This is a genomic window from Parasphingorhabdus sp. JC815 (assembly GCF_040717415.1).
Classification (GTDB): Bacteria; Pseudomonadota; Alphaproteobacteria; order Sphingomonadales; family Sphingomonadaceae; genus Parasphingorhabdus.
The window spans coordinates 644,864-665,345 of record NZ_JBFEFM010000001.1; the positions used below are offsets into that span (position 1 = coordinate 644,864).

The 20,482-nt window shown below is 52.4% G+C and carries 18 protein-coding genes; 14 read left to right on the plus strand and 4 right to left on the minus strand.

Annotated features, from left to right (window positions below; translation table 11 throughout):
* The first annotated feature begins 1 nt into the window (after window position 1).
* The 11 genes from AB1K62_RS03065 (at window position 2) to AB1K62_RS03115 (ending at window position 14,227) form a co-directional block, all read left to right on the plus strand.
* Window positions 2–1,228, plus strand: a complete 1,227-nt coding sequence (locus AB1K62_RS03065) for a pyridoxal-dependent decarboxylase, exosortase A system-associated (RefSeq protein WP_367002048.1) — start codon at window positions 2–4, stop codon at window positions 1,226–1,228.
* A gap of 211 nt (window positions 1,229–1,439) precedes the next feature.
* Window positions 1,440–2,093 carry an XrtA/PEP-CTERM system exopolysaccharide export protein gene (locus tag AB1K62_RS03070; RefSeq protein ID WP_367002049.1) on the plus strand — a complete coding sequence of 218 codons (654 nt, stop codon included), beginning with the start codon at window positions 1,440–1,442 and terminating at the stop codon, window positions 2,091–2,093.
* Between the two features lie 62 nt (window positions 2,094–2,155).
* Window positions 2,156–3,688, plus strand: coding sequence for an XrtA system polysaccharide chain length determinant (locus AB1K62_RS03075; RefSeq protein WP_367001146.1), 1,533 nt, complete (start codon window positions 2,156–2,158; stop codon window positions 3,686–3,688).
* 9 nt (window positions 3,689–3,697) lie between these two features.
* The gene (locus tag AB1K62_RS03080) at window positions 3,698–4,648 is read left to right on the plus strand and encodes an AAA family ATPase (RefSeq protein ID WP_367001148.1); all 951 of its coding nucleotides are present in this window, start codon (window positions 3,698–3,700) and stop codon (window positions 4,646–4,648) included.
* A gap of 8 nt (window positions 4,649–4,656) precedes the next feature.
* Window positions 4,657–6,261, plus strand: coding sequence for a hypothetical protein (locus AB1K62_RS03085; protein ID WP_367001150.1), 1,605 nt, complete (start codon window positions 4,657–4,659; stop codon window positions 6,259–6,261).
* Window positions 6,262–6,290: 29 nt separating this feature from the next.
* Window positions 6,291–7,520 (plus strand): XrtA/PEP-CTERM system-associated ATPase, encoded by a 1,230-nt coding sequence (locus AB1K62_RS03090; protein ID WP_367001152.1) that lies wholly within the window; start codon window positions 6,291–6,293, stop codon window positions 7,518–7,520.
* A gap of 91 nt (window positions 7,521–7,611) precedes the next feature.
* On the plus strand, window positions 7,612–8,445 hold the full coding sequence (locus tag AB1K62_RS03095; protein WP_367002050.1) for an XrtA system polysaccharide deacetylase: 834 nt from the start codon (window positions 7,612–7,614) through the stop codon (window positions 8,443–8,445).
* Window positions 8,442–9,515: a FemAB family XrtA/PEP-CTERM system-associated protein gene (locus AB1K62_RS03100; RefSeq protein ID WP_367001154.1), complete on the plus strand. Its 1,074-nt coding sequence runs from the start codon at window positions 8,442–8,444 to the stop codon at window positions 9,513–9,515. Before AB1K62_RS03095 ends, AB1K62_RS03100 begins: the two co-directional genes overlap by 4 nt.
* A gap of 17 nt (window positions 9,516–9,532) precedes the next feature.
* On the plus strand, window positions 9,533–10,768 hold the full coding sequence (locus AB1K62_RS03105; protein ID WP_367001156.1) for a TIGR03087 family PEP-CTERM/XrtA system glycosyltransferase: 1,236 nt from the start codon (window positions 9,533–9,535) through the stop codon (window positions 10,766–10,768).
* Window positions 10,765–12,321: an exosortase A gene (gene xrtA, locus AB1K62_RS03110; RefSeq protein ID WP_367001158.1), complete on the plus strand. Its 1,557-nt coding sequence runs from the start codon at window positions 10,765–10,767 to the stop codon at window positions 12,319–12,321. The genes AB1K62_RS03105 and xrtA overlap by 4 nt, the downstream gene beginning before the upstream one ends.
* A 10-nt stretch (window positions 12,322–12,331) precedes the next feature.
* The gene (locus AB1K62_RS03115; RefSeq protein WP_367001160.1) at window positions 12,332–14,227 is read left to right on the plus strand and encodes an XrtA/PEP-CTERM system amidotransferase; all 1,896 of its coding nucleotides are present in this window, start codon (window positions 12,332–12,334) and stop codon (window positions 14,225–14,227) included.
* On the opposite strand, the gene truA is transcribed toward AB1K62_RS03115, so the two are convergent.
* Entirely contained in the window at window positions 14,224–14,967 is a 744-nt protein-coding gene (gene truA / locus AB1K62_RS03120; protein ID WP_367001163.1) for a tRNA pseudouridine(38-40) synthase TruA, read from the minus strand. The two genes, AB1K62_RS03115 and truA, sit on opposite strands and share 4 nt — an antisense overlap.
* Before the next feature lie 132 nt (window positions 14,968–15,099).
* Window positions 15,100–16,062, minus strand: a complete 963-nt coding sequence (fmt, locus tag AB1K62_RS03125; RefSeq protein WP_367001165.1) for a methionyl-tRNA formyltransferase — start codon at window positions 16,060–16,062, stop codon at window positions 15,100–15,102.
* 344 nt (window positions 16,063–16,406) lie between these two features.
* Between fmt and recR the strand changes: the two genes are divergently transcribed.
* From recR to rmuC, 3 genes are all read left to right on the plus strand, one after another.
* Window positions 16,407–17,009: a recombination mediator RecR gene (recR, locus tag AB1K62_RS03130; protein ID WP_367001168.1), complete on the plus strand. Its 603-nt coding sequence runs from the start codon at window positions 16,407–16,409 to the stop codon at window positions 17,007–17,009.
* Window positions 17,010–17,057: 48 nt separating this feature from the next.
* Window positions 17,058–17,615, plus strand: coding sequence for a peptide deformylase (gene def / locus AB1K62_RS03135; RefSeq protein WP_367001170.1), 558 nt, complete (start codon window positions 17,058–17,060; stop codon window positions 17,613–17,615).
* A 111-nt stretch (window positions 17,616–17,726) separates the two neighbouring features.
* Window positions 17,727–19,133: a DNA recombination protein RmuC gene (gene rmuC, locus AB1K62_RS03140; RefSeq protein ID WP_367001171.1), complete on the plus strand. Its 1,407-nt coding sequence runs from the start codon at window positions 17,727–17,729 to the stop codon at window positions 19,131–19,133.
* A gap of 26 nt (window positions 19,134–19,159) precedes the next feature.
* Here the strand turns inward: rmuC and AB1K62_RS03145 are convergent, their stop codons facing one another.
* Window positions 19,160–19,585, minus strand: a complete 426-nt coding sequence (locus AB1K62_RS03145) for a hypothetical protein (protein WP_367001172.1) — start codon at window positions 19,583–19,585, stop codon at window positions 19,160–19,162.
* 53 nt (window positions 19,586–19,638) lie between these two features.
* Entirely contained in the window at window positions 19,639–20,451 is an 813-nt protein-coding gene (locus tag AB1K62_RS03150; RefSeq protein WP_367001173.1) for an RNA methyltransferase, read from the minus strand.
* Between the last annotated feature and the right edge of the window lie 31 nt (window positions 20,452–20,482).

The window sequence follows — 20,482 nt, forward strand, 5'->3', positions numbered from 1 at the left end:
AATAAAACCCATTGGTCCGATACCTGATGGCTATGAAAGCCGGGATGGTGAGCTTTCCATCGGCGGGGCAAAAGCCAGCGCGCTGGTCGCGGAACATGGATCGCCGTTGTTCGTTTATTCCCGAAGTCTGTTAAGTTCGCGCATCTCCACCTTACGCGCCGCTATGCCAGAGCAATTGAATATTCATTATGCCATGAAAGCCAACCCCTTTGCGCCGTTGCTCTCGCAAATGGTTGAGCTTGTTGACGGGATTGACATTGCGTCGGGCGGGGAACTGGCCATGGCGATAGAAGCGGGAGCAGCCGCGGAACATATCAGCTTTGCCGGTCCCGGAAAGCGCGACGATGAATTGTTGGAAGCTATTCGAGCGGGTGTGACCATCAATATTGAATCGCCCACAGAATGTGACCGCGCTTTGGCGATAGGTGCAAAAGAGGGGCTTCAACCGCGCCTTGTCGTGCGCGTGAATCCGGATTTTGACCTTAAAGGTTCGGGCATGAAAATGGGCGGCGGCGCAAAGCAATTTGGCATGGATGTCGATCTGGTCGCGCCGACCGTGCGCCAGATTCTAGATGCAGGCGCAGACTGGCGCGGCTTTCATATTTTTGCGGGGTCGCAGGCGTTAAAGGCCGATGCTATCATTGAAACACAAGCGCAGACCATTGCACTTGCCGCGCGTCTGGCGCAGCAGATCGGGCAAAGTCCGGTACATGTCAATCTGGGCGGCGGCTTTGGCATACCCTATTTTCCCGGAGATACGCCGGTCGATGTTGCTCAGGTCGGAGTGGCATTGAAAGAACAGTTCGCTGAATTGCCGGAAATATTGTCCAATACGCTTTTTGCCATTGAACTGGGCCGTTATCTTGTCGGTGAAGCTGGTGTGTACCTGACCCGGATAGTTGATCGCAAAGAAAGTCAGGGGGAAATATTTCTAATTGCGGATGGCGGGCTTCATCATCAGCTAGCGGCTAGCGGAAATTTCGGGACGGTCATTCGCCGCAATTATCCCGCCGCAATTGCCACGCAATATAGAAAGCCAGCCGAGGAAGTTGTCTCTATTGTTGGCTGCCTCTGCACGCCACTTGACCTGTTAAGTGACCATGTAGAGATGCCAAAAGCGCAGGTTGGCGATATCGTCGCGATTTTCTGTGCCGGAGCTTATGGCGCTACTGCAAGTCCGGCTAATTTCCTCGGACAGGGACCGGCAAAAGAGATAATCGTTCGCTAAATCGGCAAAATAAAATCGATATTCTGCATTGTTTCAGACCGTCTGGACAGCGGCCATCTATTCAAATTTCAGTCATTACTAACGCTATCTTCACTATTTTCGTTGATAGCTTTCCCATGATCATGCGCGACTGGCCCAGATTCTATATGGAATTGGCCATTTGTGACGAGCTGTTTGTGAGGAAATAAATATGACTGCTGCGTTCAAGAAAATGACCCAGAAGAAATTTTTGTCCGGGCCAAAATATATGATTGGCGCAGGCCTGCTATCTATCCTGCTCGCCGGATGTTCGAGCACGGCTTCAGCACCAGAGCTTCCGCCCGCGTCTTTTGTTTCGGAACAGCAAGGCCCCGGTGAAGAATATGTCATCGGACCGCTGGATGAGTTGACAATATTTGTATGGCGCAATCCGGAATTGGGCGCAAAGGTACAGGTGCGGCCTGACGGGCGTATTACTACGCCGCTAATTACCGATATGACCGCAGTTGGCAAAACCCCGGCAGTGCTGGCCGAAGACCTGAAACTACAATTGTCGGAATATATTAATGATCCATTGGTGTCGGTAATCGTCAACAATTTTTCCGGTACATTTTCACAGCAAATCCGGATTGTTGGTGCGACCGAAAAGCCGGCATCCATACCATATCGTGCCAATATGACTTTGTTGGATGCCATGATTGCGGTTGGCGGCCTTTCCGAATTTGCCGCCGGAAACAAAGCGCGTCTGGTTCGCTATAGCCAGGAGACAGGCAAGCAAAAAGAATATGCGCTGCGTATTTCCGATCTGTTGGATCGTGGTCAGACAAAGGCGAATGTCATGCTGAGTCCCGGTGATGTGATTATCATACCTAAGAGTATGTTTTAACGGCGGTTTTAAGCAGGGTTCGCTAAACAGGATCGTTTAACAGACAGGGATCGAAAAGACCAATGAACGGCCTTTATGATGAATTTCGGGTAATAATACACAGCGTCTGGAACAGGCGCTGGCTTGCATTGGCCGTGGCATGGGGCATTTGTCTGCTTGGCTGGCTAGTGGTTGCGCTGATCCCGAATAGCTATGAATCGCGGGCACGGATTTCTGTCGAGATGCAATCAATCCTTTCTGACAAAGTCGGGATTGAATCGCGCGATCGTAAAAGGGACTTGGACCGGATTCAAGAAACACTGACCTCGACAATAAACCTGGAAAAAGTTGTCCGTGGAACAGACCTGAACCTTTCAGTGGAAAGTGACCGCGAAATGGCAGGCAAGGTCGAGATGCTACGCAAGAATATTGAAATAAAATCAGAAAAAGACAATCTGTTTGAAATAATAGCTACATCATCGGCCAGCAATTTTTCGGATGCAGAAAATGCCGTTCTATCGCGTAAAATTGTCCAGAAGCTCATTGATATTTTTGTAGAAACCAACCTCTCCGGTGATCGGAATGAAACCAAGGAAACTCTAAAATTTCTGGATGAACAACTCGCTGCCCGGGAAAAAGCCTTGCAGGAAGCAGAACAGAAAAGGGTGCAGTTCGAGACAGAAAATCTGGGATTGCTGCCCGGGGTTGGATCGATCAGCCAGCGCATGGAGGCATCACGCGCAGAGTTACAGCAGATTGAATCGCAACTGGTTTCGGCTTCCAGTGCGCTTGCCGCATTAAATGGTCAGCTATCCGGCACACCTGCGACCATTGCCACTTCTGGCTCTACTGGCGGCGCGCGAAGCCAACTGGCGCAAGCGCAGGGCGAATTGGCCTCGGCGCGCGCGCGTGGATGGACCGATAGCCATCCGGACATCATTGCCCTGAAAAACCAGATTGCTGCGCTGAATAAACAAATTGCCGCAACCCCCAAAGGTAGTGGGGCCAATTATGGAACTCCCAATCCCGCTTATAGCAGTTTGCAATCTATGCGTGCGGAGCGTCAAGCTGCTGTCGCGGCCTTGCAAGCACGGAAAAACGCCATTCAAGCGGATATGGCGCAATATGCGTCCCAGCAGACATTGGAACCGGGCGTGGCTGCTGAAATGGCACGGATTAATCGCAATTATGATGTCCTGAAGGCCCAATATGATAAATTGCTACAGGATAGGGAGCAGATTAAATTGCGCGGACAGGTAGAAACGGAAACGGATGCAATAAAGTTTAAAGTTATTGATCCCCCGTCCAGTCCCCGCACGCCTGCTGCGCCGAACCGCCCATTATTGCTTGCACTGGTCCTGTTCGTCGGATTGGGCGGAGGTGTGGGTGCGGCATTTGCCATGGGTCAATTGCAGACCACTTATCCGACTGCCGGACGACTGGAGAAAGCCAGCGGATTACCGGTTATCGGGTCAGTATCGCAGGTTATGACAAGTGAACAACGCGCCATCGGACAAAAGAAAATGCGGCTGTTTTACAGTGCAGGCGGAGGCCTGCTGGGCGTATTTGCACTACTAATGGTCGTTGAATTTATCCAACGCGGCATGGTCGCCTGAGGAAAGCAGATGAATAAATATAAACCCCTCAGTAAATCCGGATCGTTGCTTGAACGCGCAGCACAGATTTATGATTATGTGCCGTCAAAAACAGGCGGACCAAATCAAAACTATGGTCCCGAAATTTTACCGCCCGAAACTTTGTCACCAGAAAGCGGGGAAGGCCAGGTTGTGCCGACCACATCTTGGCGCGCGCCCGATCACGCCAGTGCTTATGATGGTCCGCGCGTTATCGTTGATCGTGATAGACTGCGCGAGGCCGGTTTTGTGGTGCCGGATGGTCCTGTTACCTCAATCTCAGAGGAATTTCGTATCATCAAACGTCAATTGCTATTGATGGCAAAAGGCAGTGCGAAACACGAGCCGGTTCGCCATGGTGAGCGTATATTGATATGCTCGGCCCATCCCAATGAGGGCAAGACATTTTGTGCACTGAACTTGGCGCTATCCATTGCGGCAGAGAAAGATCATGAAGTCTTGCTGGTCGATGCTGATTTCGCCAAGCCAAGCATATTGTCGAGCCTTGGTCTGGAGGGCAGCAAGGGATTGATGGATGTACTTGCCGATCCGCAATTGTCGATAGAGGATTGCATTATCCATACTGATATTGCCGGTTTGGCAATCCTCCCTGCGGGGGAACAGACCAATGCCGACACAGAATATCTGGCATCTTCGCGAACAGGTGAAGTGCTTAACCGATTAACCCGCAACAATCCGAACCGGATCGTAATTTTTGACTCGCCGCCTGCGCTATCCGCTTCTCCCGCGTCCGCTCTTGCGGCCCATGTCGGTCAAGTGGTGATGGTCGTCAAAGCGGATGAAACTACAGAAACCGCATTGCGTGATGCGCTGGGCCTACTGGCGGTCTGTGACAATATACAATTGCTTTTGAACGGCACGAAATTCTCTCCCACCGGACGGAATTTTGGTTCCTATTATGGTTATGGGGGGGAGTCTTGACTAAGACTATGCACGTTTTGAAAGCCGGAGCAGTTTCGGCAGCCCTGATGGTTGCGGCTGTGCAGCCATTGCAGGCTCGTGACCGCAATGTTGAAGTGGTGCCCTATCTGGAAGTGCAGCAGATATTGGTCGCGGACCTGAAAGATGGTTCGGACGTTTTGACTTATAGCACTGTTGCTGCCGGGGTTGAATCATCCATCCAGACCCGTCAGGCAGAGGCGCAGGTGAACTTGCGCTATGAACGCCGGTTTTTCTATCAGGATGATATTGGTGATGATGACATCATAAGCGGACTGGCGCGGGGACAGGTACAGATTGTGCCAAATGTTCTGGCGATAGAGGCGGGTGGACTGGCAACGCGTAGCCGTGTTGATCTACGCGGGAGTGCGCCAACTAATACGGTCGGAAATGTCGACAATGTTACTCAGGTTTATTCGCTTTATGCTGGTCCGTCGCTGACGACCAATATCGGTATGCTAGGTGTCAGTGCCAATTACCGGGTCGGCTATACCAAAGTGGAGAGCGAAGATTCCGGTCTATTGCCACCTGGCCAATTGCCGATAGACATTTTCGATGACAGCGTTAGCCATTCAGCCAGTGTCAGCGTGGGCATGCGCCCTGGCGAACTCCCCTTTGGATGGAGTGTCGGAGCCGGATATGAGCGCGAGGATGCCGGTCAATTGGATCAGCGGTTCGAGGGTAAATATATAAGCGGCAATATCACGCTACCCGTGTCACCCACTCTCGCAGTGGTTGGCAGCATTGGCTATGAAGATATTGAGATTACCGAACGCGATGTTCTGCGTGACATAAACGGCGATCCGATAACGGATGATGACGGGCGGCTGGTGACAGATGAGGCATCCCCGCGCATGCTGTCTTATGATCAGGACGGGCTTATCTGGGATACTGGCGTATTATGGCGCCCTAGCAGCCGGACGTCGTTGGAAGCCCGGATCGGACGACGCTATGGCAGCACAACATATACCGGAAGCCTTGGTTACAGGCCGAATGAATATACATCGTTGAACGTGGCAGTATATGACACGGTATCGGGTTTCAGCAGTTTGCTGAACGACAATCTGGCATCCTTGGGAACCAGCTTTTCGAGCGTCCGCAATCCGCTTAGCGGGGAGCTGAACGGCTGTGCATATGGCCAAACGAGCAACTTGTGTTTCAATGATGCGCTACAATCAGCATCATCAGCATCCTTTCGCACTCGCGGGGTAAATGCTCAGCTAGTCTATAATTATAACGGCTGGAATAGCTCGGTCGCTGCCGGATATGCCCGCCGTCGCTTTTTTGCCTCGCAATTGGGTGGATTGGCAGGAGTGGATGGCTTGGTTGACCAAAATTATTTCGTGAACCTTTCAATCGGTCGCCAAATTGATGCCCGGTCGAGTTTTGGTACAAATGTTTACGCCAATTTGCTTGATAGCGGCTTCGCCGGTGCAGCTAATGTGTTAGGACTTGGCATGAACGCGGCTTATTATCGCCGGATAATACCCCGGCTCAATGGAACCGCGGCGATCGGCATTGATAGCTTTCGGCAGAAGGGCTTTGACAGCGAGCTTACGGCTTCGGCTCTGTTAGGCCTGCAATATGAATTTTAACCCAATCACCGCTAGTGGGAGACATCGGTATGTATGAAACCTTTTATGGACTGAAAAGCAGGCCGTTCCAACTGACACCGGATCCGCATTATTATTATGAAAGCCTGACCCACAGGAAGGCGCTGTCCTATCTTGGCTATGGTCTGGCACAAGGAGAAGGTTTTATTGTCATTACAGGCGATGTTGGCGCTGGTAAAACGACATTGGTCAGCCATCTGATGGCAACCATAGACCGGCAACGCCTGACCGCTGCCAATATTGTAACCACAAAGCTGGATAGCAAAGATATTGTCCGGGTCGCAGCGAATCATTTTGATATTGATACAGAGGGCATGAATCAGGCGCAGTTATTGAACGCGTTTGAAGAATTTCTGCACAATGAAGCCCGCGCCGGACGCAGATGCCTGTTAATTGTGGATGAATCGCAAAACTTGCCGACCGGCGCATTGGAAGAATTGCGTATGTTATCGAATTTTCAACTCGGTGGTCAGGCGCTGTTGCAAATCTTCCTGCTCGGCCAACCTGAATTTCGTGATATGCTTCAACAATCCGACCGGCTGGAACAATTGCGTCAGCGAGTGATCGCGCATCACCATCTCGACCCGATGGAAGCGCATGAGGTAGAACCATATATCACTCATCGATTGTCTAAAAGCGGTTGGTCCGGTAGCCCGAAAATAACTTCGGATATATTCGCTTTGCTCTATGATGAAACAAAAGGTGTTCCGCGCAAAATTAACACTTTGATGAGCCGTGTTATGTTGATGGGTGCGGTTGAGCATGCGGACTTAATTGATCAGGCGCTCGTCCGCCGCGTGCTGGCGGATCTAAACGGTGAAGAAGTCGATATCGCTGATCCTGAAAACGCTATTGATACAAATGCGTTCGATACGGCGAGCGTAGAAGATATTTCAGATGACGCAATATCCGGGAAAAGCCCGTTATGGAAAAAACCCGAGCGGAAAGAACCAGCACATGTGCCCGATGCTAAGGCTTCTGAGGAACTGATCGATCAGACCGCGGCTGTCTCGCAAAATGCTTCTCAGCCAGATGGAGAGCCGGTAGCTGCTGCCATAGCAGAACCGGATGATAAAATTATGGCGCAATTAGACAGTATAAACAGCAAACTGGCGTCGTTGGAATCGCGAATGGGTGATCATGAACAAAATGTGCACCGCGTTCTGACTATGCTGGTCGATTGGGTCGAAAATGATATCCGCAGCAAAGAAAGCTATGTTAATGCAGGACGCGCGGCTTGAAACCACTGGCTCTAAATCCAGTATCCCTCAGCCTATAAGTTCTGATTTCGCGAAAGATAACAGGAAATCAGAAAGCGCACTGTGTAACGCTATGTCCGTGGATATTGAGGACTGGTTTCAGGTTGGTGCGTTTGAAACGGTAATCAGCCGCGCCGATTGGGACAATCTGGAGCACCGGGTCGAGCGCAACAGCAACGTCGTTCTCGATCTGTTTGAAGAAGCGGGAATAAAAGCCACATTTTTCACGCTAGGTTGGGTGGCGGAACGCTATCCGGCGTTGATGCAGCGCATTGCATCGGCAGGGCATGAGGTAGCCAGCCATGGCTATGACCATGCGCGTATATATACACTGACGCCGGACCAGTTCCGCGACGACCTGAACCGCAGCCGCAAGATTTTGGAAGACAGTTCAGGACAGGCGGTGACAGGTTATCGCGCACCAAGCTTTTCAATCGACCAGCGCACGCCGTGGGCGCATGAAATACTGGCAGAGCAGGGCTATCGTTATTCTTCAAGTGTCGCACCGATCAGACATGATCATTATGGCTGGAACGGATCACCGCGTTTTGCGTGGAAGCCGGTTGCGGGATCGGATTTGATCGAACTGCCCGTGACAACGGTAAGGGTTGGAAAAAGGATATTGGCGGCAGGCGGGGGCGGTTTTTTTCGTCTGCTCCCTTATGGTCTTTATGATCGGGCCATCCGCAAGATGCAAAAGGAAGATGGCCGCAGTGCGATATTCTATTTCCATCCATGGGAAATAGATCCCGGCCAACCGCGAGTTGGTAATGCACCGATCAAATCAAAGCTGCGCCATTATAGCAGATTAAGCGCGATGCACTCCAAGCTGGTTCGTGTGGGTAAGGACCATATCTGGGGCAGAATGGATGAGCTGGCCGCATCAGAAGCCGGGCGGATACAATGAATATGCCTTTCACACCAAATGCTATGACGGTTCGCATATTGGACCGGGAAGATCGCAATGAATTGGCCCGGATTGATAAGTTCGTCAACGATCATGCAGACGGCACGGCTTTCCATCGCCCGGCTTGGCTGTTGAGCAGCGCAAAAGCATGCGGCCATGACTGGCGTTATATGATGGTCGAAGATATTGAGGGAGTATTACAAGGCATAGTTCCGCTAACCCTGATCCACTCCGCTTTGTTCGGTCGGGCGCTGGTATCATCGGGATTTGCTGTTGGCGGCGGAATATTGAGTCTTACTGATAAGGCGGCACAAATAATAGCCGATGCTGTGTGGGATTTTGCAGAGATACATAGTTTTCCGACCGTTGAGCTACGCGGCGGGCCGATACCGCGCGGTAAATGGCAGAATGATGCGGGTGTCTATGCAGGCTTTGCCGCGAAACTGGAAGATGATGACGAAAAGCAATTACTGGCTATTCCGCGTAAACAGCGGGCAGAAGTCCGCAAGGGGTTAAAAAACGATCTGGTCGTTCGGACGGGAACGCAGGAAGTTGATCGCTTAGATCATTACCGTATTTATGCGGAAAGTGTTCGCAATCTTGGCACACCTGTATTCCCCAAAGCCCTGTTTGATAAAGTCATGGATGCTTTCGGCCAGGATGCTGACATATTGACTGTGCTGAGCGGGGGGGAGCCGGTCGCCAGCGTTTTGAGCCTTTATCATGGCGGAACTGTCATGCCTTATTGGGGCGGTGGTACATATGATGCACGGCGCCTACGGGCCAATGATATTATGTATTATGCGCTGATGAACCATGCCCGGCGGCGCGGTTGCCGGCGGTTTGATTTCGGGCGCTCCAAGATTGGGACGGGCGCTTATGCATTCAAGAAGAATTGGGGCTTTGAACCGGAGCCATTAACCTATGCCATTCGCACAGCAGATGGAGAGGCCGCGCGGGATGTTAACCCGATGAGTCCGAAATATCGGCTGCAAGTCGCTCTTTGGCAAAAGCTTCCGCTTTCTGTAGCCAATCGTCTTGGCCCCTTCATTGCCAAAGGTCTTGGCTAGTGGGAGAAATATTATTTTTGGCCCATCGTGTCCCGTGGCCACCAAATCGCGGAGATAAGATTCGTTCACATCATATTTTGCGAAAGATGGTCAAACATGCGTCGGTGCATCTGGCTTGTTTCGCCGATGACGAAGCGGAAGCGCTGACAGATAGCGATATAAAATCATCATTGGCTTCAGTGCAGATTGTCCGGCGTAACAAGGCGAATTGGCGAGCGGGGATTGAAGCTCTTGCTACCGGAAAGCCGGTCTCATTGACGTCATTCGATAGTGCAAAGATCCGCAATTATGTGCGCGACACATTAAATATCGGGACGATTGACTGCATTTTCGTGTTTTCCGGACAAATGGCGCAATTTGTCCCTGCGGAATATTCGGGCCGTCTGGTAATGGATTTTGCCGATGTCGATAGCGCGAAATTTGAAAGCTATGCGGAAGCAGGTTCCGGCCCGATGGGGTGGATCAACCAGCGTGAAGGAAGATTGCTACGTGCTTTTGAACAGAAAATAGCGATAGCGGCTGACTATTCGCTTTTTGTTAGCGAAGCCGAAGCGCAGTTGTTCCGGTCGCGGTCGGGTCTGGATGACAAGGTGAAGGCAATTGGCAACGGTATTGATCTTGATTTTTACGATCCGGATATAGTGCCAGATGCGTCTAATGAAGTAGAAGCCATCATGCGGAAAAAGGCCCATGTTCAGAATGGCCCGCTGATATTATTTACCGGGCAGATGGATTATCGCCCGAACGTGGAAGCCGTCACCAGTTTCTCGGCAAAGGTGATGCCAAAGATATTGAATCATTATCCGGATGCCCATTTTATCATAGCCGGGCGAGCGCCGAGTGCTGATGTGCTTCGGTTCGATGGAGTGAATGGCACGATAGTGACAGGCGGGGTTGATGATATTCGCTGTTGGTTAAAAGCTGCGGACATAGTGGTCGCCCCGCTACGCATTGCGCGCGGTATTCAGAATAAGGTGCTTGAAGCGATGGCCTTGGGCAAGCCTGTCGTCGCCTCTGTCGCAGCAGCGCAGGGGATTGAAGCGGTGGATGGCAAAGATTTTTGTATCGCCCAAAATCCCGATCATGAAGCTAAGCTGGTGTGTGAATTGTTGGCAAATCACAAAAAGGCAGCGTCCCTTGGCCGAAATGCCTTTGCGCTTATGCGAGCAAAATATTGCTGGGAAAGCAGGCTAGCGGACATAAATAGTCTGTGTGGCATTGATGCACGCGATATGAGCGAAACGGCGAAATGAGCAACGCAGTGGTCAGCCAGCAAGCAAATATAATAGACTCGCCTGTTTCCAGTCGTTCGGATCTCTGGACAAAGCATTTACGTCTACTGGGATTTGCGACAGCGGGAATCCTCATTCTGTTCTCGCGTGATGCTTTGAATATGATTGATAACTGGTGGAATATTTCGACCTATAATCATTGCTTGTTGATCCTTCCGATCATCATCTGGTTAGTTTTCCAGCGGCGGAATGAACTGGCAAAAATTACTCCGACGATTTGGACCCCAGGATTGCTGTGGATAGGAGCTGCCTCTACGGGTTGGTTGCTGGGAGAAGCGGCGGGTGTTTCCTTTGCGCGCCAGCTTGGGCTTGTAATGATGCTGCAAGGCGCGGTTATGACTTTACTTGGGGCCAAGGTTGTACGTGGTCTTATTTTCCCACTGTTTTACAGCTTTTTTCTTGTACCTTTCGGAGAGGAGTTTGTTCCGTTCCTGCAGACAGTCACCGCGGATATGGCGATGTTCCTTTTGGGCTGGGTAAATATTCCAGCCTTCATTGACGGCATTTTTATCTCGACTCCGACGGGCTATTTTGAGGTGGCGGAGGCTTGTTCGGGCATTGAGTTTCTGATTGCGATGATTGCTTATGGTGCGCTCGTTAGCAATATCTGCTTCAAAAGCTGGCGGCGGCGCGTCTTGTTTATGATTGCGGCGTTTATAGTGCCAATTATCGGCAATGGCATCAGGGCGTTTGGAACAATCTATATAGCCCATCACACCAGCACGGATTTTGCGGCGGGATTTGATCATATCTTCTATGGCTGGTTTTTCTTTGCGTTCATATTGGTGTTGTTGATGGCGATTGGCTGGCCTTTTTTTGACCGTAAAGTTGATGAACAGATGATTGATGGTGATGCGATAGAGCAAAGCCGTTTCCGCCAGTCGAAACTGCAACCCGCCGTGGCAATGATCGCTATGGCTGTGATTATTGCGGTTCCGGTGCTCTGGACTTCTGCTCTGGCTACACAAAGCTCTCCGGTGCCGGATCAAATCGCATTGCCAGAAGTGGCAGGCTGGGAGCGTGTAGACTATCGACCGCGATATGATTGGGCACCGCGTTTTGACGGAGCGGACCATCACTTGCTGGGCCGCTACCGTAACAAGACTAGCGGCGATGAGGTTGATCTGGCCATAGCTGTTTATGATCGTCAGGAAGAGGGGCGCGAAATAGTAGGATATGGGCAAGGCGCTCTTGATCCCGGCACCAAATGGTCGTGGACGCGTAACTTGCCGAATCCGGTATCTGGTAATGCGATCCAGATTACCGCTCCGGGGCCGGTGGTTCGCGATGTTCAATCCTTCTACCGCGTTGGCGGCATATTAACGGGCAGCGGAACGGCTGTGAAGGTCGCCACCCTGAAATCCAGACTGTTTGGGGGCAACCAACAGGCAGTGGCTGTGCTGGTCTCGGCTGAAAAGGTCGATGAGAAGGGGCCAAGGCTGGCAATGGATAGTTTCCGGCAAGCACTTGGTCGGATTGATAAATTGGCTGACGAAATGGCGGGGCTGCGCTAGGGCGCAATTCATGTGCGGCATTGCGGGAATATTTCATCTGGAAACGGCCAAGCCGGTTGATCCCTCGCGCCTGCGTAAAATGACCGATAGCCTGACGCACCGCGGCCCTGATGGATCGGGTATCTGGACCGCTCCGGGTGTCGGTTTGGGCCATCGCCGCCTGTCGATCATTGATCTGGAAGGCAGCGCACAGCCGATGCTGACCACCGACGAGGCGCAGGTTATCAGCTATAATGGAGAGATTTATAACTTCCACGAGGTTCGCGCCCAGCTCGAATCGCTTGGCCACCGATTCTCGACCAGTGGCGATACAGAGGTTATTCTTTATGCGTGGCGGCAATGGGGAACCGATTGTCTTAAACGGCTTAATGGCATGTTTGCCTTTGCGATATTTGACCAGCGCACCAAACAGATGTTTCTGGCGCGGGACAGGCTGGGCGTAAAACCGCTTTTCTATGCGCCAGTATCGGATGGCAGCATAATTTTCGGGTCCGAGCTGAAAGCGTTGCTTGCCAATCCCCTGTTGCGACGGGAACCCAATGTTCGCGCGGTCGACGACTATCTGGCGTTTGGATATGTGCCGGATCAGACTTCGCTGGTTAAGGGCGTGAAAAAACTACCCGCCGGCCATTATCTGTTGCTGCAACAGGGCAAGAGCGAACCGGCCCCGATCCAATATTGGGACATGGATTTCAGCGGACGAAGCAAGGCTTCGGCGGCGGAACTCGAAGAAGAGTTGATAGCGTTGATGCGCGATGCGGTTAGATCGCGGATGATAGCAGATGTGCCGCTGGGCGCGTTTCTGTCCGGCGGGGTAGATAGTAGCGCGGTTGTCGCCCTGATGTCCGAGGAAAGCCGTCATCCTGTCAAAACCTGTTCCATCGGCTTTGATCAGGCCTCACTGGATGAAACCGGCTATGCCGAACAGGTGGCCCGGCGGTTTCAGACCGATCACCGCTCACGCATGGTTGCGGCTGATGATTTTGGCTTGATCGATATATTGGCCGATCATTTTGATGAACCTTTTGCCGATGCATCGGCATTGCCGACATATAGGGTGGCGGAATTGGCCCGCGAGAATGTGACCGTGGCTCTGTCAGGCGACGGAGCGGACGAGGCGCTTGCCGGATATCGCCGCCACGTGTTTCACCATGCGGAGGAGCGGGTGAGGGGGCTGATCCCGCAATCCATCCGCGGGCCCGCTTTGGGATGGCTAGGCCGGATGTATCCCAAGGCCGATTGGGCACCGCGCCCCTTGCGCGCGAAATCGACGTTACTGTCACTCGCCCGCACCGGAGCGCAGGGCTATGCCGAAGCTGTTGGTGTGACCACTCCTGCGCGGCGACATACGATATATTCCGACAGCATGGCGCAGCAGCTCTCCGGCTATCAAGGGGAGTCCCGCATGATAGCGCTGATGGAGCAAGCCCCCGCGCGTAACGGGCTGGATCAGGCGCAATATGCCGATATGAAAATGTGGCTTCCCGGGGACATACTGACCAAAGTGGACCGGACCAGCATGGCTGTAAGCCTTGAAGCGCGGGAGCCTTTGCTGGATTACAAGCTGATGGAATTTGCTGCCCGTCTGCCAACCAACTTGCGGGTTCGCGGCGGGACGGGCAAATATTTGCTGAAAAAGTCCATGGAGCGCTATTTGCCGCAGGACATTCTCTATCGCCCGAAAATGGGTTTTGTGACACCGATCGCGCAGTGGTTTCGTGGGCCGCTGGCCGATGAAGCGCGTCAGATTTCCGGTGCCGGGGCGCTGTCCCGAACAGGCTGGTTTGACCAAAAAGCACTATATAAAATTGCCGATGACCATATTGCCGGAAAGTCCGATAACAGCCGTTTGCTTTGGCAATTGCTGATGCTCGACAAGTCGCTTTCGCGTTTATTCCCGCTCTAATCGGGATAAACCGCCTCGACAAAATATAGCCCGTCGGGCGGCGCGTTAAAGCCCAGTGCGCCGCGGTCTTTGGCTTTCAGCGCCTTGTGCAAATCATCGCGGGTCCATCGCCCTCCACCAACCAGTTTCAGGCATCCGACCATTGAGCGCACCTGATGATGCAGAAATGATCGCGCCGCGACTTCGATTTCTATTTCTTCGCCAAAGCGGGTCACGGAGATATTGCTCAATGTCTTGACCGGACTTTGCGCCTGGCAATGGGTCGACCGGAAAGTCGTGAAATCATGCTGTCCGACCAATATTTGCGCTGCATCATGCATTTTACCCGCATCCAGCGCAGGTGCTACCTGCCAGCTAAGCCCCTTGTCGAGCGTTAACGGTGCGCGGCGGTTGGTAATTTTATACATATACCGCCGACCCGTACAGCCAAAGCGGGCATGCCAGTCATCATCCACAATTTCGCAAGCCAGCACCGCTACCGGATGCGGGCGTAGTCCGGCATTTATCCCTTCTTTCAGGCGAAAGGGCGTTAACGCAGTATCGAGATCAAAATGCGCCCGCATGGCCAAAGCATGGACGCCCGCATCGGTGCGACCCGCGGCATGGACGCGCACATTATGCTGTGTGATGGACAATATGGCTTCTTCCACTGCCTGCTGGACACTGGGGCCATGGTCCTGCCGTTGCCAGCCCATGAACGGGCGGCCATCATATTCAAGCGTCAGCGCAAAGCGGGTCATCGGCTTTGCTCCGTTAATACTGATTTTGGCGAAGGGTGTTTCGCGGTTGACAGGCGTGGTTCGACAGGCTCGCCACTAACGGTTAATACATTGGCGGATGTACCGCTAACGGACGTTATTATCAGGAAAAAATCAGCCAATTTTTGCGCCCTCAGGAATATTTGTCCCGCGAAGAAAGTCCGCCAAAGCCATTTTGGGCTTTCCGGCTTTCTGGATCAGGGCCGGTGTAATCGCGCCGGTACTGCATTTGATTGTGAGCTTGTCGTTAATTACGGTGCCCGGTGCGCTATTATCGTGGGCCTCGCCATGTTCGCCGTGGGGCGGTGTGCTGTGGATTATGGCACTATGTATTCTGTAGCGCGCGCCATCATATTCAAAAAAAGCGCCCGGCACGGGGTTAAAGGCCCGTATTTGACGCACCACCTGTTCCGCGCCTTGGGCAAAGTCGATCCGTGCCTCTTCTTTGGTAATTTTTTTGGCATAGGTGGCCAGTGCGTCATCCTGTGTTTCGGGCGAATATCTGGCTGGGTCCGACAGATATTGCACCATCAGGTCTGCGCCGGTTTGTGCGAGTTCATCGGTCAGCTCGCCAGCGGTTTTCTCGGCCACGGGAGTTTGTGCCTTAAGCAGCATTGGTCCGGTATCTAGCCCGCGCTCCATTTGCATGATTGTAATGCCGGTTTGTTCGTCACCGGCCAATATAGCCCGCTGGACCGGGGCCGCTCCACGCCAGCGCGGTAACAACGATCCGTGAATGTTCAAACAGCTCATCCGCGGCGCGTCCAATATTTCCTGCGGCAAAATAAGACCATAAGCGGCAACAATGGCAGTATCCAGATCTAGCGCTGCAAATTCCGCTTGTGCATCTGGGTCTTTCAACGAAACCGGCACGCGAACGGTCAGGCCCAATTCCTCAGCTGCTTTTTGCACGGGGGAGGGGGTCAATTTCTTTCCCCGTCCCGCACGGCGCGGAGGCTGTGAATAGACGGCAGCAATCTCATGCCCCGTCTCATGCAGTGCGCGAAGGGCGGGAACCGCAAATTCGGGCGTGCCCATATAGGCAATCCGCCGCTTTCCAGGATATTCTGTCGTCATAATGCTACCCGTTGTAAATTATTCAGAGCTTCAAAGTTCACACAATTCACAGGTGGTATTTTGTGCAACTTCCCGCTTTTGCCTTCATCAAAGTTCACACAATTCACAGGTCGATTTTGACGCGGAGGCAATCCAAAGTTCACATATTTCACACGCCCTCTAGCCGGGGCATCCGGCGCGGAATCCATTTTTAATTCGTTGGATATAACGGTTTTGCTGATGCAATGTCTCATGTCGCCTCCCTACCGAAACATGCCGCTGTAGGACAGCATGATTTTGTCTTCCAAGCAGTGGATAGCGTTTTTTGTTGGCAGTGCAGGGGCCATGGCCCTAATGGTCAAACCATGGCATCACAAGAGATTGAAAATCTGGTTCAGGCCCTTTCCAGACTTCCCGGTTTGGGGCCACGCTCTGCGCGGCGCGCGGTGCTATATCTGCTCAAGCGTCCCGAAGCGACGATGAAGCCGATCTTGGCAGCTATGGAACAGGTTCACGCCAATCTGGTCACTTGCTCGGTTTGCGGCAATGTCGATACGCAGGACCCCTGCCAGATTTGTAACGATCCGCGCCGCGATGAAAAATCGCTTTGTGTGGTAGAGGAGGTTTCGGACCTTTGGGCACTCGATAAATCGCGGCTGTTTCCCGGCAAGTTCCATGTGCTGGGCGGGCGGTTGTCAGCGCTTGACGGTGTGCGGCCCGAAGATATTGCGATAGACAAGCTGATAAAGCGAGTGGAATCGGGCGGCATCGATGAGGTGGTTCTGGCGATGAATGCGACGCTGGAGGGACAGACGACCGCGCATTATATCGCTGAACGGCTTGAAAATTATCCGCTCCGCCTCAGCCAGCTTTCCCACGGGATTCCGGTGGGCGGAGAGCTGGATTATCTGGACGAGGGCACATTGGCGCAGGCGCTGCGCTCACGAAGGCCGATAATCAGCGGTTGAGCAATAGAGGAGCTTGACGAAATCGGGCACAATGCCTAAATTTAGGTCATGGCCATTTTACCGATCCTTGAAGTTCCCGACCCGCGTCTGAAAACTGTTTCAGAGCCGGTTACCGCGTTTGACGATGATCTGAAAACGCTGATCGCTGACATGTTTGAAACCATGTATGATGCGCCGGGCATCGGCTTGGCCGCGATTCAGGTGGGCGTGCCCAAACGGATACTGGTTATCGACCTTCAAGAGCCGGTGGAGCATGACCACGAGCATGGCGAGCATTGCAACCATGACCATGAAGTAGTGCGCGATCCGCGTGTTTTCATCAATCCCGAAATTATTGACCCTTCGGAAGAGCTGAACGTCTATAGCGAAGGCTGTCTGTCGGTGCCCGAACAATATGCCGATGTTGAGCGCCCCGCCACCATCACCGCGCGCTGGCAGGACGAAACGGGCAAACATCATGAAGAACAGCTGGACGGCCTGCTTGCCACCTGTTTGCAGCATGAGATGGACCATCTTGAAGGGATATTGTTCATCGACCATCTGTCTCGCCTGAAACGGCAGATGGTATTGAAAAAACTGGCGAAATACCGCAAAGAAGCGGCCTGACCGCTCGGTTTGCAAACCTGCGACCCCTAAACTTCTGAACCAAAAAGCCTTCTTGCAAGTGGTGCAATTCCAATGTAGGTTCTTGTTTCGTTCCGCTTAAAGGGGGTTGTCTTGGACGCTATCACTGCACTGCTTATTGCTGTTTTCACGCTGGTTATCGGTCTGGGGGCAGGCTGGTTTGCCGGTAGCCGTATGGCTGCCTCTGCGACCAAAGCGGCGGAGGATACCATTGCGTCGCTGCGAACGATGCTGGACGGCGTACAGGCGGAACGTGATGAAGCCCGTGCAGAACGCGACGCGATCCGTGAAGACCGCGATACCGCGCGGCAAACAATCGCAACATTGGAAGCAGACGCCCGCAACCATGACAAACAATTGAAGCAACTGGTTGAAGCGAAAGAAGCGTTGTCAGCCCAATTTTCCGAGGTGGGTGCAAAAATGCTTGAAACAGCGCAGCGCCAGTTCCTGGAGCGCGCGGATCAGCGGTTTGACCAAGCCAATGAGAAGGGCGGAGCAAGAATAGCAAAGCTGTTACAGCCGGTGAACGACCGTCTGACCGCCTATGAAGAAAGCATCCGCAAAATCGAAAAGGAGCGCACCGAATCCTATGCCGGGATCACTGCGACCATTGAACAGGTGCGACAGGGGCAGGACCGGGTGCAGCAAGAGGCGGCGAGACTTGTTAACAGCTTGCGTAACGCGCCGAAATCGCGTGGCCGCTGGGGCGAGCAACAGTTGAAAAATGTGCTCGAAACCTGTGGTTTGGCGGAACATACCGATTTTGTCACAGAGCATAGCATCGACACCGATGAAGGGCGGTTAAGGCCGGATGCGATAATCAATGTGCCCGGTGGCCGCAAGCTGGTGATTGACGCGAAAGTATCGCTTAATGATTATCAGGATGCCTTTGAAGCAGAGGATGATACCGCACGCGATTTTGCAATGGCCCGGCATTGCACCTCGATGAAAGCGCATATCGATGGCCTGTCTAAAAAGGCATATTGGGACCAGTTTGAAGATGCGCCCGATTATGTGATCATGTTTGTTCCGGGTGAGCATTTTCTTTCTGCTGCGCTGGAACATGAACCGGCGCTTTGGGATCATGCTTTTGAGAAAAAGGTGCTACTTGCAACGCCTACTAATCTGGTCGCGATTGCACGGACTGTCGCTGGTGTCTGGCGGCAAGAGAAAATGGCCGCAGAGGCCAAGCAGATTGGCCAATTGGGCAAGCAAATGTATGATAGGCTTGCCGTGGCGGGTGAGCATCTTAAACGCATGGGGTCGGGACTGGGCAGCGCGGTTGGCAATTATAATAAATTTGTTGGCAGTTTTGAACGGAATGTCATGGCAACAGGCCGCAAATTTGCGGAACTGAACATTGAAACGGGCAAGAAAGACCTCGACCCCGTCGCCGAGATTGAGGCTCTACCGCGTTATTCGAACGAAGCCGAAACCGCGATGATCGAAGATGACAGCGATAAAGATAGTCCGACGTCCAAAAATGAAGCAAGCGAATAGGCGGTTTTCTGTGGATAGCCGGGTTTTTAGCTAGGGCTATCCGCACTGGTTTCGGGACCGGATAATATATCGCCGCCGCAACCGGTAAGATAACCGGCATTGCTGACTGCTACTTTCACCGAGTCCGCATATTGGCGGTCACTCATACCATCGCTGCATTTTTCATCCGATGCGATGGTGAGGGTGATATTATGCTGATCGCTAAAACCTCTGATTTCCCATCCGGTTGCGGTTTTCTTCATCCGTTCGACAGGGAGAGAAAAGTCATTCGTGCCCTCAACCGATGTATAGATGATTTGACCATCCTTGAGCTCAACGCCCCAAAATGGTTCTGTTCCAAGAGCTTTATAATCAGTCAGTATTTCTTCTGCTGCCGGAGGTGTTTGTGGCTCTGCGCCACAAGCAGTCAAATAAAAAGGCAGAACTGATATAGTCAATAAAATCTTTTTCATGTCACTTTCTCCCGGTGACATGATAGCATATAGAGAAATATTAAAATATATTATTATTTTCTGCTTTGATTAAGCACTTCATAAGCCATGACAGCGCTTGCAATAGCGGCATTCAAACTGTCTGCTTTGCCCATCATCGGTATTTTGACCAGCAGATCGCAAGCCGCTTCATATTCCTGTGGCAGGCCCTGCGCTTCGTTTCCGATCAACAGAAAGGCCGGAGCATTATATTGAACGGACTGGTAATCTTTGTCGGTATTCAGGCTGGTCCCGATAAGTTGTCCCTCTCCGCTTCGCAGCCACTCCAGAAAATCATCCCACGGCGCCTGGGCAATTTTCTGGGTAAATATCGCCCCCATGCTGGCGCGCACAGCTTCAACCGAAAAAGGATCGACACAATCGTCAATCAGTATCAATCCGCCAGCCCCCACGGCATCTCCGGTGCGTAAAATCGTGCCTAGATTACCCGGGTCGCGCAGCGCCTGCGCTACCATCCAGATGCCCGACGCGCTGCGATCCAGAGTATCCAGAGCAGTTGGATGGTCTTCATAAATGCCGATAATGGATTGCGGATTGGATTTGCCGGACAATTTGGCAATAATCGCTTCGCTGGTTTCAATGACTTCGCCGCCGCTTTCAAAAGTTGCCTGCTCAATTTTCTGTGCGAGGGGGTGAAGTTCTGTATCCTCGACAACGATCAACAGCTTCGGGGTTTTTCCCGCGTCCAGTGCTTCGGTCAGGATACGCAAGCCTTCAGCAAGAAAATGGCCTTCCCGTTTGCGATGTTTCTTCTCGCGCAGGCTTCTCAGCCGTTTGATCGTCGGGTTGGAAAAGCCGGTAATCTGGCGACGTTCTGTTTGGATCATATCGGAGTGGGCCTTTCGGGATGGACTATAT

Coding starts and splice junctions, on each gene's coding strand:
- recR (WP_367001168.1), top strand. CDS start 16,407: ATGGCATCACAAGAGATTGAAAATCTGGTTCAGGCCCTTTCCAGACTT.
- xrtA (WP_367001158.1), top strand. CDS start 10,765: ATGAGCAACGCAGTGGTCAGCCAGCAAGCAAATATAATAGACTCGCCT.
- def (WP_367001170.1), top strand. CDS start 17,058: ATGGCCATTTTACCGATCCTTGAAGTTCCCGACCCGCGTCTGAAAACT.
- AB1K62_RS03090 (WP_367001152.1), top strand. CDS start 6,291: ATGTATGAAACCTTTTATGGACTGAAAAGCAGGCCGTTCCAACTGACA.
- truA (WP_367001163.1), bottom strand. CDS start 14,967: ATGACCCGCTTTGCGCTGACGCTTGAATATGATGGCCGCCCGTTCATG.
- AB1K62_RS03150 (WP_367001173.1), bottom strand. CDS start 20,451: ATGATCCAAACAGAACGTCGCCAGATTACCGGCTTTTCCAACCCGACG.
- AB1K62_RS03100 (WP_367001154.1), top strand. CDS start 8,442: ATGAATATGCCTTTCACACCAAATGCTATGACGGTTCGCATATTGGAC.
- AB1K62_RS03075 (WP_367001146.1), top strand. CDS start 2,156: ATGAACGGCCTTTATGATGAATTTCGGGTAATAATACACAGCGTCTGG.
- AB1K62_RS03070 (WP_367002049.1), top strand. CDS start 1,440: ATGACCCAGAAGAAATTTTTGTCCGGGCCAAAATATATGATTGGCGCA.
- AB1K62_RS03080 (WP_367001148.1), top strand. CDS start 3,698: ATGAATAAATATAAACCCCTCAGTAAATCCGGATCGTTGCTTGAACGC.
- AB1K62_RS03095 (WP_367002050.1), top strand. CDS start 7,612: ATGTCCGTGGATATTGAGGACTGGTTTCAGGTTGGTGCGTTTGAAACG.
- AB1K62_RS03145 (WP_367001172.1), bottom strand. CDS start 19,585: ATGAAAAAGATTTTATTGACTATATCAGTTCTGCCTTTTTATTTGACT.
- AB1K62_RS03085 (WP_367001150.1), top strand. CDS start 4,657: ATGCACGTTTTGAAAGCCGGAGCAGTTTCGGCAGCCCTGATGGTTGCG.
- fmt (WP_367001165.1), bottom strand. CDS start 16,062: ATGACGACAGAATATCCTGGAAAGCGGCGGATTGCCTATATGGGCACG.
- AB1K62_RS03115 (WP_367001160.1), top strand. CDS start 12,332: ATGTGCGGCATTGCGGGAATATTTCATCTGGAAACGGCCAAGCCGGTT.